Annotated in this window: 7 protein-coding genes and 2 pseudogenes; 3 read left to right on the top strand and 6 right to left on the bottom strand. The window is 68.8% G+C overall.

From position 1 onward, the window contains the following. The first annotated feature begins 246 nt into the window (after positions 1 to 246). On the top strand, positions 247 to 1968 hold the full coding sequence (locus AC27L4_RS26255; RefSeq protein ID WP_487145494.1) for a heparinase II/III domain-containing protein: 1722 nt from the start codon (positions 247 to 249) through the stop codon (positions 1966 to 1968). 131 nt (positions 1969 to 2099) lie between these two features. Then, positions 2100 to 3632, top strand: coding sequence for a transglycosylase SLT domain-containing protein (locus AC27L4_RS26250; RefSeq protein WP_487145493.1), 1533 nt, complete (start codon positions 2100 to 2102; stop codon positions 3630 to 3632). 777 nt (positions 3633 to 4409) lie between these two features. On the opposite strand, the pseudogene AC27L4_RS26245 reads toward AC27L4_RS26250, so the two are convergent. The 5 genes and pseudogenes from AC27L4_RS26245 to AC27L4_RS26225 all read right to left on the bottom strand — a co-directional run. Further along, positions 4410 to 4742: pseudogene (locus tag AC27L4_RS26245) on the bottom strand (Dyp-type peroxidase domain-containing protein); the annotation flags it as partial. A gap of 944 nt (positions 4743 to 5686) precedes the next feature. Next, positions 5687 to 5905 (bottom strand): annotated as a pseudogene (locus AC27L4_RS26240) (Dyp-type peroxidase domain-containing protein); the annotation flags it as partial. 603 nt (positions 5906 to 6508) lie between these two features. After that, entirely contained in the window at positions 6509 to 7315 is an 807-nt protein-coding gene (locus AC27L4_RS26235) for a family 1 encapsulin nanocompartment shell protein (RefSeq protein ID WP_487145492.1), read from the bottom strand. Beyond that, complete coding sequence (locus AC27L4_RS26230) at positions 7308 to 8387, bottom strand: Dyp-type peroxidase (protein ID WP_487145491.1); 1080 nt, start codon at positions 8385 to 8387, stop codon at positions 7308 to 7310. The genes AC27L4_RS26235 and AC27L4_RS26230 overlap by 8 nt, the downstream gene beginning before the upstream one ends. Positions 8388 to 8783: 396 nt before the next feature. After that, positions 8784 to 10841: a calcium-binding protein gene (locus tag AC27L4_RS26225; RefSeq protein ID WP_487145490.1), complete on the bottom strand. Its 2058-nt coding sequence runs from the start codon at positions 10839 to 10841 to the stop codon at positions 8784 to 8786. Between the two features lie 272 nt (positions 10842 to 11113). Here AC27L4_RS26225 and AC27L4_RS26220 point away from each other — a divergent pair, with 272 nt between their 5' ends. Then, entirely contained in the window at positions 11114 to 13159 is a 2046-nt protein-coding gene (locus AC27L4_RS26220; protein WP_487145489.1) for a transcriptional regulator, read from the top strand. Between the two features lie 369 nt (positions 13160 to 13528). Here AC27L4_RS26220 and AC27L4_RS26215 read toward each other — a convergent pair whose 3' ends face one another. Continuing rightward, positions 13529 to 13990 carry a hypothetical protein gene (locus AC27L4_RS26215; protein WP_487145488.1) on the bottom strand — a complete coding sequence of 154 codons (462 nt, stop codon included), beginning with the start codon at positions 13988 to 13990 and terminating at the stop codon, positions 13529 to 13531. Between the last annotated feature and the right edge of the window lie 39 nt (positions 13991 to 14029).

Raw genomic sequence — 14029 nt, 5'->3', positions numbered from 1 at the left:
CCGCCGGCCCGCACTGCGACGGCGACCGGATCCCGGGAATGCGTGTGACGCGAATGTCGAGACTATGCGCATTGCCGGGATGCGGCAACGGCCGGACGGCGGTTGACAGGCCGGCGGCGAGGCCGGCTAATCCGGGTTCTGCTTGCCGGGACCAGCCTTGACCGTCCTTGACGCCGGACCGATGCGGGTGCTGCTTCGCCGAGCCGGGGGACGGCCGGGCGGACGGCCCGCCGCTGCGTCCGGGCCATGATGTACCTGCGGCATGGCGGCGTCGACCGGCTGCGCCGGTTGGTCGCCTCCGACCCGGCGGCGCGCCGCTTCGCCGAGGCGGTCCTGGCGCGGGCCGAGGCCCTGCGGCGCGAGCCCCTGGTGGCGCCGGCCTACGAGCCCGGCCGGGCGGTGATGCTGCCGGCCAGCCGGACCCTGGCCGAGCGCGTGCACGTGCTCGGCGTCGCCTGGATGATCGAGGGCCGGCCGGCCTGTCGGCGCCGGGGGATCGACGAGCTCCTGGCCGCCGCCGGCTTCGACGACTGGAACCCGGCGCATTTCCTCGACACCGCCGAGATGATGGCCGGCGTCGCGCTCGGGCGCGACTGGTTCCAGGCGGGGATGACGGGAGCCGAGCGCCGGCAGGTCGATGCGGCGATCATCCGCCTCGGGCTGGAGCCGGGCCTGGCGGCGCTGGAGGCGCCGGCCTTCTGGGTCGGGGCGCGGCACAACTGGACCATCGTGTGCTGCGGCGGGCTGATCGTCGCCGCGCTCGCCCTGCGCGCGGCCGCGCCGGCCCTGTGCCAGGCGGTGCTGGAGCGCGCCGCGGCCGCCCTGGCCGGAGGCTTAGCCGGCTATGCGCCGGACGGCGGCTGGGCCGAGGGGCCGGGCTATTGGGAATATGCCACGCGCTATGCCGCCTTCGCCGTGGCGGCGCTGGAGGAGGCCGGCCTCGACACGCGCGGGCTCGGCCGCGCGGCCGGCCTGGCGCAGGCCTGGCGTTTCGGACGCGCCGTCACCGGCCCGTCCGGCCTCGCCTTCGACTATGGCGACAACCTCCCCGAGCCCGATCGCTGCCCGGCGCTCGGCTGGCTGGCCCTGAAGTCCGGCGACCCGGCCGCGGCGGCCTGGCAGCACGCGGCGCCGGGCGAGCCGCATCCCTTCGACCTCGTCTGGTTCGCGCCGGCTGGCGGCGCCGCCCCGCCGCAGCCGGCCGCGACGCTGTTCGAGACGGCCGGCATCGCCGTGCTGCAGGCGGGCCGGGGCGGCGAGGCGCTGCATCTGGCGATCCGGGGCGGGCGCAACGACGCCAACCACGCCCATCTCGATCTCGGCAGCTTCGTGCTCGAGGCGCGGGGCCGGCGCTTCGTCTGGGATCTCGGCCGGGACGATTATGCGCTGCCCGGCTATTTCGACCCGGCCCGCCGCTTCGGCTATCTGCGTACCGGCACGGCGGCGCACAACATCGTGCTGGCCGGCGCGGCCAACCAGTCACTGGCGGCGACGGCGCCCTGCCTCGGCCTCTCCTCCGGCGAGGCCTTCGCCGCGGCGGTGCTCGAGATCGACGATCCGGCCTCGCCGCTGCACCACCGGCGCGGCTTCGCCCTGGTCGAGGGGCGGCATGCGGTGGTCGTCGACGAGTTGGCGCCGCGCCGGCCCGAGGCTGGGCCGGTGGCGGCGGACTGGCGCATCCACACCCGTGCGGCCGTGACCTGCGACGGCCGCGACGCGGAACTGAGCCTCGGCGGCGAGACGCTCGGCCTGCGCTGGGCCGGGCCGGCCGGCGCGGCGCTGCGGGCGGCGGCGGTGCCCTCGCCGCCGGGCGAGGCGTCCAATGCCGGCTTCACCCGGCTCGCGGCGAGCTTCGCCGTGCCGGCGCAGGGCCTGCGGATCCGCGCCGTGTTCTCGGTCGATCCGGCGGCCGGGGAGGCCGCCGCGGCCCGCCTGCCGGGGCTGGCGGCGTGGCCGATCGGGGGCTGAGAGGCGGCGGGGGGACGTCGGGAATCGGGCGAAGCAGCGGCGGTTTTCCAAGGGCGCGGTCGGCCCGGGTTGGCGAAAACGCCCAAAGCCTGTATGTCCATGTCAACGATCACGACGCGGAAGGTCCCTCCATGCTGCTTCGGCTCTCCCTTGCCGGCCTGCTCCTGGCCGGTGCCGGTGCCCCCGCCATGGCCGCCCAGGCCGCTGCCAAGCAGGCTGCGGTCGACGCCATCGTGGCCCCGGCGGAGCCGGTCGTGGAGGCTGCCAAGCCGGCGGCGGCCGCCAAGAGAGCGGCTGCCAGGAAGAAGAAGGCGCCGGCTTCGGCCGGGCCTGCGGAGGCGGCTGCCTCCGCCGATCCCGAGGCCGCGCCGGCCATGCGGGCGGCGCAAGACGCGAAACCGGCGGTCATCGAGCCGGCCGGCAAGCTCGGCAAGCCGGTGGCGAAAGCCAGGCGGGCTGCGGCCAAGGCGGCGCCGGCCGGGCCTGCGGTCGCAGCGGTCCCCGGCACGCCTGCCGTCGTTCCGGCAAAGCCGGCCGCCACGCTCGCGTCCGCCGATGCGCCGGCAGCGGCCGAGCCGGCCGGCAGGCCCGGCAAGCCGGTCGCGAAGGCCCGGCGGGCCGCGGCCAAGGCGGCGCCGGCCGAGCCTGCGGTCGCGGCGGTCCCCGGAGCGCCTGCCGCCGTTCCGGCAAAGCCGGCCGCGACGCTGGCATCCGCCGATGTGCCGGCAGCCGCTGCGCCTGCCGGCAAGCCCGGCAAGCCGGTCGCGAAGGCCAGGCGAGGCGCAGCCAAGGCGGCACCGGCCGAGCCCGTTGTCGCGGCCGCTCCACCCCAGCCGGCCGCAGCGCCGGCGGCGGTTCCGGCCGCAACCCAAGGCGAGCCGCCGATCCATCCGGCTCTGCAGGCGGCAGCTCTCCTGCCTCCCGCGGCCGAGATGGTCGCCGATCCGAACAAGCAGGCCGGCAAGGGCGCCAAGCCGGGGTCGGTCGCCGGGCCGGCCCCGGCCGCAAAGCCTGCCGCCGCGGTGAAGCCCGGCGTCGCCGTGAAGCCGGCGGAGGCTATGGTCGCGGCGCCGGCCCAGCCTGCCGCCCAGCCGGCCAGGCGCGTGGTGACGATCACCAAGCCGGTGGCTGCCGCCATGGCCATGGCGCCTGGCCTGCCCACCGCCGTGCCGGCCAGGCTGGTGGCGACCGTCAAGCCGGTCTCGCTCCAGGCCGTTCCGGCCGAACCGGTCGCCGTCCCGGCGAAGCTGGCGGTGGTCGAAGTGCCGGCGCCCGCGGCAGCGCCTGTCCCAGAGACGGTCGAAGCACTGATCGTCCGCCACGCCCAGCGCTACAAGGTGCCGGAGAGCCTGGTCCGACGCGTGGTGCTGCGCGAGAGCCGCTTCAATCCGAAGGTCCGCAACGGTCCCTATTGGGGCCTGATGCAGATCCGGGTCGATACCGCCCGCGGCATGGGCTATCGCGGCGGCGGCCCGGGCCTGCTCGACGCCGACACCAACCTCACCTATGGCGTCGCCTATCTCGCCAATGCCTGGCGCGTGGCCCGCGGCAACGAGGACCGCGCCGTCTCGCTCTATGCCAGCGGCTATTATTACGAGGCCAAGCGCCGGGGCGTGCTGCCGAACCTTTTGAAGACGGCCCTGGTCGCGCCGACGGAGCCATAGGCGCCGAGGCTGTCGCCGGATTGGTCAAGGCCGCGCCCGGCGCGGCGCCGGGGTTGGCCGACACGGTCCTTGCCCGATGCCGCGGCCGGGCACCGCGCCTCGGCCGTCGCCGGATGCGCCGCCGAGGGGGCTTCCCCTGTGGGCCCGTAATCGCAAACTTGTGATGCTGCCCGTCTCGAAGCCAGGCAATGCGTCCGCAAATTGCCCTACCGTAGTCGCATCCGTTGAATGCAAACTCTGCGCGTATTTAAATAATTTCTCTATGTATCGAGAGTCAATTTTTTGATATTTATCGCGAAACTATTCAGATGAAATATAGGTTGAGAGTGAATTTTCATTTGCTATGGGTATAATATATTTAGTAACGCAGTTTTGATGCCTAGATACATTGAATAATACAATATCTGTAAGATATAAATTGTCATTTATTATAGAATAAAATTGTACGAGCGAGTGCCGCAAGAAATAGTAAAATTTACCGATGAATAGTTTTTCGTCGGAGATATATGACTGTATCTTTTGTAATACATTTATTTCTCTCTTCGATAGTCGGTGGATCATTGAAATTTCCCTCTCGGCATAGTGTCGGGGCAGAAGGAGCCGCGATACTCAAATTCTATAGTAAAAGGGTATTTATAGAAACAGATCCGCCCGCCTCCATAAGGTTCAATGAATTCATGCGCAGGAATTTTGTGACAAATTTCCAAGAAGCGTTTCTCTGCCCTTCCAAGGGGAATTGACATGGGACCTTTCATTGGTGCTTGTCCATTCGGATCGGGCGGCGCGGATGTGGAAGAGGATGTCGCCCGGCGTCGAGACCGCATGGTGCTTGCCGCGGATCTCGGGGAAGGGGTGCAGCTCCCGCGGCCTCGGGCCGGCGCCGAACAGCCGGTCCCAGGCGGCGGAGCCGAAGGCCGCGACGCAGGAGAGCCTGCCCTCCAGGTCGCGGAAGCCGACGGCGCGCAGCAGCGCCGGGAGATCGGCGCACAGGGCGCGCACCGCCGTCTCGGGCCCCGCGCCGGGATCGATGGTCACGACCAGGAAGATGGCCGCCCGCGTGAGCTTCGCCACGACCGGTTGCGGGGTGGCGGGGAGCGAGCTGGCAGCCATCGGCGATCCGTTCCGCATTCCTGACTTCGACATCCGGGCCGGTCGCCCGGAACCTGCTGCTGCGGGGAGGGGGATGCCGCAGCCGCCGCAGGATTGCAGATCCGGAGGATTTGCGCGAGATGGGATCTGTATCCGCGGTGCCGCGACAGGAGTGGGCGTCGGGCCATGTTGCGGCGGTCGGTACCCCGCCGGTTTCCGGGGTGCGTTCTGCGTCTGCGTGGAGGAGGATGAGAAACCGCTTGTCGTGAGCTTGGGCTTGTCGGACACGAGCCTCCGATGAGCCCTATCACCCTAAACGTCTCTATCGCACAAGAGGGGCAGTCTACAGGTGATGCTCTGCTTTCATTAATAGCGTCTCACAATTTTCGATCTCTTGCGTAAAACGCAATATCGTCGAAGTATATGTTGTATTTTTTAGAAATGATTTTGTCGTTAAATTCAAACGAAAGTCCCTTTCTGCCAAGTGGATCCGATTTTAGAATTTTAAAATTTGTTACATTGAGTGGTTTATTGGGATTGGAGATCTCATCGCAGTTTTGATGCCTGGATACATTAAACAATACAATATCTGCAAGATATAAATTATCATCTATTGTAGAATAAAATTGTACGAGCGAGTGCCCCAAGAAATAGTAAAATTTACCGATGAATAGTTTTTCGTCGGAGATGTATGACTGTATCTTTTGTAATACATTTATTTCTCTCTTCGATAGTCGGTGGATCATTGAAATTTCCCTCTCGGCATAGTGTCGGGGCAGAAGGAGCCGCGATACTCAAATTCTATAGTAAAAGGGCATTTATAGAAACAGATCCGCCCGCCTCCATAAGGTTCAATGAATTCATGCGCAGGAATTTTGTGACAAATTTCCAAGAAGCGTTTCTCTGCCCTTCCAAGGGGAAGTGACATGGGACCTTTCATTGGTGCTTGTCCATTCGGATCGGTCGGCGCGGATGTGGAAGAGGATGTCGCCCGGCGTCGAGACCGCATGGTGCTTGCCGCGGATCTCGGGGAAGGGGTGCAGCTCCCGCGGCCTCGGGCCGGCGCCGAACAGCCGGTCCCAGGCGGCGGAGCCGAAGGCCGCGACGCAGGAGAGCCTGCCCTCCAGGTCGCGGAAGCCGACGGCGCGCAGCAGCGCCGGGAGATTGGCGCGCAGGGCGCGCACCGCGTCATAGCCGAAGCTGACGACCGAGGTCCCCTGGGTGACGGCCGTCAGACGGTCCGCATTGTCGAAGGCATAGACCACCTGCGCCTGCTCGGGCACGTCCATCGTCGCCCGGCGGTCGGCGTTGTCGTAGGTGTAGGTGACGGCGCCGAGGATGAGGGAGCCCTGGCTCACCGTTTCCGAGGTCAGGCGTCCCAGGTGTAGGCGAGGCTGTGGCCGTCGGCCAGGACCGCCGTGGCGACCCGGCCCAGGGCGTCGTAGGTGCAGGTCGCGGCCTGACCCTTGCGGTCCGTCGTCGTCAGCGGATTGTCGAAGCCGTCATAGCTACCGACCGTGTCGTCATGCGCCAGGGGATCGGTCCGGGTGATCAGGCGGTCCTTGGCGTCGTAGACATATTGGGTCTTGTCGCTGGCGGCCCGGGGATCGACGACATTGGAGACGAGGTCGCGCCCGGCGCGGCGCCGGCCGACACGGTCCTTGCCCGATGCCGCGGCCGGGCACCGCGCCTCGGCCGCCGCCGGATGCGCCGCCGAGGGGGCTTCCCCTGTGGGCCCGCGTCGTTTGCGGGACGGGCGTCCGGACCGTCGAGGCGGACCGCGCCGCCTATTTCGCCGGAAGCGCGAGGACGACGGCCGCTTCCGTCGTCAGCACCCGGAAGGTGAGGCTCTCCTGCAGGTAGAGCGTCACGCTGGTGCCGGAATGGCCGAGATAGCCGATCGACAGGTCCTGGCCGATGTCCAGCTCGAAATCGCCGCCGCGCGTGGACAGCACGAAGCCGCCTTCGAGCGCCGGCGCCCAGATGACGCCGCCGTCGACGATGCGCTCGATGTGGTGGAAGAGCGGGTAGCCGTCGTCGCTGCCGCCGCTCACCGCGGTGTAAGCCTTCCCGCCCAGCACCAGGGCATAGGGGCCGTCGACGCCGGCCAGCCGCAAATCGCCGACCGCCCGCGCCACGGCGTCCGAATAGCCCTTCACATTGGCGGGCAGCGGCACGGCCGGATTGCTGCAGGCCTCGCGGATGCCCTGGATGCCGGCCGCGGCATAGCCCTCGAAGACCGAGCGGTCCTCGGCGAAGGCGATCCTGCGCGCCGCCTCCTTCACCGGGGCCCAGTCGGAATCGGCGGCGCCGCGCTCGACATCGTCGATGGCCTGGCGCGACAGCTCGAAAGGCACGCGCAGCTCGACCAGCGGCTTGACCTCGCGCTGCACGGACTGGACGCCCTCGGACGGCCCCTGGATCGGCCGGACATGCCCGGTCCCCACGGCGGAGAAGGCGAGCCCCTGCGGGCCGACGACATCGACGACGCGCCGCGCCGCAAGATGGCGCTTGAGCGTGCGGGTCGCCTCTTCCTCGATCTCGGCCCAGGCGCTGTCGGAGATGGGGGCAAGGTCCCGATGCAGGTTATTCATGTCCGGCCTCATTCTTCAGGGATCCGATGCCGAGCGAGCCATCGCCCGGCGACGAGCGCTTGCGGGCCGGGCCTTCCGCGCCCGGCTCCGCCTCGGGCGGGCTGGCCGGCGGCGGCGTGGGGGCAGTTTCCGGCGCGACGGCCTCCAGGAACGTGGCGGAGGGCACGAAGAACAGCGTCCCCGTCACCGCGCGGCTGAAATCGAGCAGCCGGTCGTAGTTTCCGGGCGGACGCCCGATGAACATGTTCTCGAGCATCTGCTCGATCCGGCGCGGGGAGCGGGCATAGCCGATGAAATAGGTGCCGAACTCGCCGGTCCCGGGATTGCCGAACGGCATGTTGTCGCGAAGGATCTCGAGCTGCTCGCCGTTCTCGACGATCGTCGTCAGGGCGTTGTGGGCGTAGCTCGGCTTGACCGCGTCGTCCAGCTCGATGTCGGAGAGCTTGTGCCGGCCGACAATGCGCTCCTGCTCGGACACCGGCACCGCGTCCCAGCGCTTGAGGTCATGCAGGTATTTCTGCACGACGACATAGCTGCCGCCGGCGAAGGCAGGATCCTCCTCGCCGATGACGGCGGCCCTGACCGCGTCCTCGTCGACCGGGTTCTCGGTGCCGTCGACGAAGCCGATCAGGTCGCGATCGTCGAAATAGTTGAAGCCGTGCACCTCGTCGACCGTCGAGACCGCGCCGTCGAGGCGGGCCATGATCTGCGTCGCCAGCTCGAAGCACAGATCCATCCGGGCGGCGCGGATGTGGAAGAGGATGTCGCCCGGCGTCGAGACCGCATGGTGCTTGCCGCGGATCTCGGGGAAGGGGTGCAGCTCCCGCGGCCTCGGGCCGGCGCCGAACAGCCGGTCCCAGGCGGCGGAGCCGAAGGCCGCGACGCAGGAGAGCCTGCCCTCCAGGTCGCGGAAGCCGATGGCGCGCAGCAGCGCCGGGAGATCGGCGCACAGGGCGCGCACCGCCGTCTCGGGCCCCGCGCCGGGATCGATGGTCACGACCAGGAAGATGGCCGCCCGCGTGAGCTTCGCCACGACCGGTTGCGGGGTGGCGGGGAGCGAGCTGGCAGCCATCGGCGATCCGTTCCGCATTCCTGACTTCGACGCCCCGACCGGTCGCCCGGACCAGGCGGCTGCGGGGAGGGATGCCGCAGCCGCCGCAGGATTGCAGATCCGGAGGATTTGCGCGAGATGGGATCTGCATGGGCGGCGCCGCGGCAAGGGCGGGCGTCGGGCCGGGCCGGGGCAACGGTCGCGGGCGCTTCGCCGGCTCCGGGCGGGCCTTCCCAGGCTGCGTGACAGGGGACGGGAAACGGCGTGCGGGAGTCCCGGGGCGTCTCGGGCTGATCGGCTCGAGCTCCGACAGGCCCAGCGGATCGCGATCACGGACTGGGCAAAACGGCGTCGTAATTCGAAAGCCCTCCTCCGCCGGGCGGGCGGAGGAGGTCTTCGCCTCGATCCCGCAGCGCGCTACAGGATGAACTCGCCGGCGGCCAGCGCGGTGATGTTGGCGACGTAGACGGAAAAGTCCGCCGTGCCGTCGCCGTTGACGTCGCCATAGACGATCGCGCTGCCGCCGGACACCGCATAGCGCAGCTCGCCGGCATGGTGGGTGAAGGCACCGGTGCCGATGAAGCTGAAGGCCTGGTCGCCGCCGACCGCGGTGTTGGCGTCGATGCCCGAGATGTCGATCTTGTCGAGCTGGGCCTGGCTGAAGTCCTTGATCACGTCCCGCCCCGCGATGGCGACGGTGCTGTCGCCGAGCGCCTGGAAGACGAAGCGGTCCGCGCCGGTGCCGCCGGTCAGGTCGTCGTGGCCGGCGCCGCCGATCAACCGGTCGGCGCCGCCGCCGCCGCTGAGCGTGTCGTCGCCGCCGAGGCCCTGGATGATGTTGGCGCCGGCATTGCCGGTGATGATGTTGGCCTGGCTGTTGCCGGTGGCGTTGATGGCGGCCGGCCCGTCGAGGAGGAGCGTCTCGACGTAGCGGCCGGCCAGCGAGTAGCTGACGGTCGAGTGGATCGTGTCGGTGCCGGCCGCGGCCGCTTCGCTCACCACGTCACCGAGGCTGTCGACATAATAGACGTCGTCGCCGGCGCCGCCGTTAAGCGTGTCGTTGCCGGTGCCGCCGATGAGCGTGTCGTTGCCGGCGCCGCCGTCGATCTTGTCATCGCCGGTGCCGCCCTGCAGCCGGTCGTTGCCCGTGCCGCCGTCAATCCTGTCATCGCCGCTGTCGCCGTTGATCGTATCGTTGCCGCCGAGGCCGGAGAGGGTGTCGGCGCCCATGCTGCCGTAGATGTGGTCGGCGAAACTCCCGCCCCGCCAGGTGTCGGCGCCCGCGGTGCCGACGAACACGGTGGGATCGAACACCTGCGAGTGGATGCAGCTCTGCGAGCCGTCGCCGATGTCGGACTCCCACGTGACCACGAAGCGGCCGTCCGCAAGCGCTGTCACCGCGGACTGGATCTGGTTGTTCATTGTCGTCGTGTTGACGACGAAGTCGTTTCCGGCCGGGCTGCCGTCGGCGTTGTAGAGGCGAGCGCAAATGCCGAACCCCGAGCCGTCGCTGCCGCTGGACTCCCACGTCACCACGAAGCGGCCGTCCGCCAGCGCCGTTACCGAAGGATAAGTTTGACTGCCCAAGGTCATGGTGTTGACGATGAAGTCCTGGCCCGCAGCGCTTCCGTCGCCGTTGAAGACGCGGCCGCGAACGCAATAGCCCGAGCCATCGCCGGGATCGTCCGAGTCCCATGTCACGACGAAGCGGCCGTCCGCCAGCGCGGTGATCGACGTTCCCGCCTGATCACCCTCCGTCGTTGAATTGACGATGAAATCTTTGCCGGCCGCGCTGCCGTCGGCGTTGTAGATGCGGGCGCGAACGCAATCGCCTGAGCCGTCGCCGGGATCCTCCGATTCCCATGTCACGACGAAGCGACCATCCGCCAGCGCCGTCACCGACGAATAGCCTTGATCGCCCGTGCCTGTGGAGTTGACGATGAAGTCCTTGCCGGCCGCGCTGCCGTCGCCATTGAAGATGCGGGCACGGATGCAATCCTTCGAACCGTCGCCGGTATCGTCGGACGTCCAGGTCATCACGAGGCGCCCGTCCGCGAGCGCTGTCACCGTGGGGGAAAATTGGTAGCCGGTGGCCGTGGAGTTGACAATGAAGTCGTCGCCCAAGGCGCTGCCGTCGGCGTCGAAAACGCGGGCACGGATGCAGCGCTGCGAACCGTCCCCGGGATCTTCGGACGTCCAGGTCATCACGAAGCGGCCATCCGCCAGCGCCGTCACCGACGGCTCGTACTGGCCGCCGGCGGTCGTCGAGTTGACGAGGAAGTCGATGCCGAAGTCGCTGCCGTCGGCGTTGTAGAGCCGGGCGCGAATGCAGGACCCCGCGCCGTCGCTGCCGTCGTCGGAGGCCCATGCCATGACGAAACGCCCGTCCGCGAGCGGCGTGACGGCTGGAGCGCTCTGGCGGCCTGTTGGCGTGGAGTTGACGAGGAATTCCGGTCCGATACGTCCGATGGGCATGCTTGTCTCCTGTCAGATGGGTGCCGGCGGCCGCATGGTCGCCCGGGGACCATGCGCCGTGCCGTCGCGCCTCGACCGCACTCGGGTCGGCGGCCGTCGGCACGCGGATTTCCGTTCCCGCAGCAGTGGACGTCGGGCCCGCCGGATGGTCTCCATTCGGACGGTCGTTCTGCTATAGTGCCGCCTCGCCGCGCCAAGGCGACGGCCGGATCCGGTGCCGCATGGGCGCGGTGATCGCGATTTCAACTTAGCGGCCAGCCGTGGGGGGCAGCGTGGAAGTCGGCGCGGAACTGCCCGTGGAATCGAGCCGAGCGAGCCGGGCCGACGGCGCCCCCGCGATCGAGGTGCGCCTGCTCGGGCCGCTGACGATCAGCCGCGGCGGCGTCAGGCTCGCGCTGCCCGCATCGCGCAAGGTGCGCGCGCTGTTCGCCTATCTGGCGCTCGCGCCGCATGCCGTGACGCGCAGCCAGCTTTGCGACCTGCTCTGGGACGTCGCCGACGATCCGAGAGGCGAGCTTCGCTGGTGCCTGAGCAAGATCAGGGGGCTCGTCGACGAGCCGGCCCGGCGAAGGGTTCAAACCGAGTCGGACACCGTCAGGCTTGATCTGGCGGACTGCCTCGTCGACGCGATCGAGGTCGCCCGGGCTGTCCAGGAAGACATCGAGGCGGTCGATGCCGGGCGGCTTCGAACGCTGGCCGCAATGTTCGCCGGAGACGTTCTCGAAGGCCTGGAGATCGACCGCAGCCCGGCCTTCAACAGCTGGCTCATCGCGCAGCGGCGCAGGTTCCGCGGCTGTCGCGCCGTGCTTCTGGAGCGTCTCGTCGGACGCGTCGGCGATGACGAAGCGGTCAAATATCTGGCGGAGTGGCTCGAGCTTGCCCCATTCGATCAGCGCGTGCACGAGATCCTTCTGAACGCGCTGTCCCGGCGTGGCCGGATGAGGGAAGGCGAGGAGCACCTCGCGGCGACGGCGCGGCTGTTCGAGGCCGAAGGTCTCGACCACGCCCCGATCCGCGCCTTGTGGCAGGCCGCGCGCGGGCAGGCGGACAATGCGCCACGGGTTCAGGCCGTTGCGCCTGTGCCGGCGCCCGAATCGAGCAGCGGCCATGCCGGCGCCGGGACGGTGGCGCGCCGCCGTGCCTCGATCGCGGTGATGCCGTTCGTCGATCGCAACCCGGCGACGGGGATCGGCGGCGGGGCTGCCGACGGCCTCGCCCACGACGTCATCACCCGGCTCGCCAAGCTGCGGACCCTTTTGGTCATCGCCCAGGGTACGGTCTTTGCCCTGCACGAGCGGTGCATCGGTCCGGAGGCAGCCGGCCGGATGTTGAACGTCGACTACGTTGTCGGCGGATCGCTGCACCGGCAGGGAAAGCGCCTTGCCGTGACCGTCGAGCTCGCCGAGGCGCACACGGCCCACATCGTCTGGGCGGAGGTTTTCAATCTGAAGCTGGACGACACCTTCCTCGTGCTCGACGAGATCGGCAACAGGATCGTCGCGTCCATCGCCAGCGAGATCGAGATGATCGAGCGCAACCGCGCGATCCTGAAGCCCCCGAGCTCGCTGGACGCGTGGGAGGCTCATCACCGCGGCCTGTGGCACATGTACCGGTTCAATCAAGCCGAGAACGAGCGGGCCCGGCATTTTTTCGAGGCCGCGGTGCGGCTCGATCCCACCTTCGCGCGGGCCTTCGCCGGCTTGTCCTTCACGCATTTCCAGAGCGCCTTCCAAGGCTGGGGGAGGCGTGAGCCGGAAATCGACCGGGCTTTCGAGACCGCAGGACAAAGCCTGATGGTCGACGATCGCGATCCCGCCGCGCACTGGGCGATGGGCCGGGCTCTCTGGCTGCGTGGCCGCCAGGACCAGTCCATCATCGAGCTGGAGCAGGCGATCGACATCAGCCCCAACTTCGCCCTCGGCCATTACATGCTCGCCTTCGTCCACGCGCGGGGCGGCGACCCGCACGCGGCCATCGCGTCCTCCGACCACTCGCGGCACCTGAGCCCGTTCGACCCGCTCCTTTTCGGAATGCTCGCCTCACGCGCGATGGCGCTGGCGCGACTGCAACGGTTCGATGAAGCGGCCGAGTGGGGCATGAAGGCGGCCAGCCGTCCCAATGCCCACGCCCACAGCCTGGCTATCGCCGCCTTCTGCCTGGCGCTGGCGGGCCGGCTGGACGGGGCCCGCGCCCACATGGCGGCAGTCTACGCCGCGCGCCCCGACTACCGCATCGACGATCTCTTCACCGCGATGCAGTTTGCGCGCGAGGACCAAAAACTGTTCCGACACGGTGCGAAGCGCATCGGCGTGGAGTGACCTGGAACGACGGCATGCCGGAACGGTTTGCCTTGTCTGCGATCGGGACAATTGGACCGCGAACCGGGGGCGCGTGGCTGCCGCCCGGACGGCCCCGTCCTCCGCCGGCCGCCGAGCGCAGTCATGAGGCGCGCCGGCGCCTGCGGCCCGTCACGCCGGTTTCCCCGCCCGCATCCCCGGCGTGACCGTCACGCCGGGAAAAGGACGTTCATGCCTCTCATGCCCGGCACGGCTCTCTCCTCGGGCCGGAGCGAGCGCGGCGTCTCGGGCGCGCCGACGAGGACACGATCGGACGTCGTCGGGCGCCGGCGTGGCTGGGCCCCTGCGAAGCCGCCGCCGCCGATCCCTGGCGCTCTTCGGCGCCCCCGGTCATTTCACCGGCAGCATGAGGTGCTCATAGGGCGTGCCGGCCCACATCACATAGGGTTTGGTCGGGTCCGGGTCGGGATCGCGCGGATAGCCTTGCAGCATGTCCCTGGCTTCGGCGCCGACGATCATGACGTGAGCCCCGGTCTTGATCCAATGGTTGTCGGCGGTCTTCCCCTTGGCGTAGGGGTCGGTATTGCTGGCGCCGTTGTCGCCGCGCAGCATGTAGATGAAGCCAAGCTTCTGCGGCGCGGGGCCCTTGGATTGCCAGGCCTTGGCCCATTCCATCGCGCCCGCGTCGGCGCACATCGGAGCGCTGCCCGGGTCCAAGCACGTCCAGCCATTGGTGCCCTTGCGGACGGCTTTCATCTCCCCGCTCGCGTCCATGTTCAGGACCGTCGCGTCCGCCAGGACCCGCGCCGGCGCCGCGCCGGCAAGTCTTGCGAGGAGTTCCTTGTCCGTCATCTGCTTTTGCTGCGCGGCGGCAGCGGAAGGAAAAACCAG

This window comes from Labrys sp. Lb11, assembly GCF_057554225.1.
Note: the sequence above shows the minus strand (reverse complement) of the source record. Positions and strands in the feature narration are given on the sequence as shown.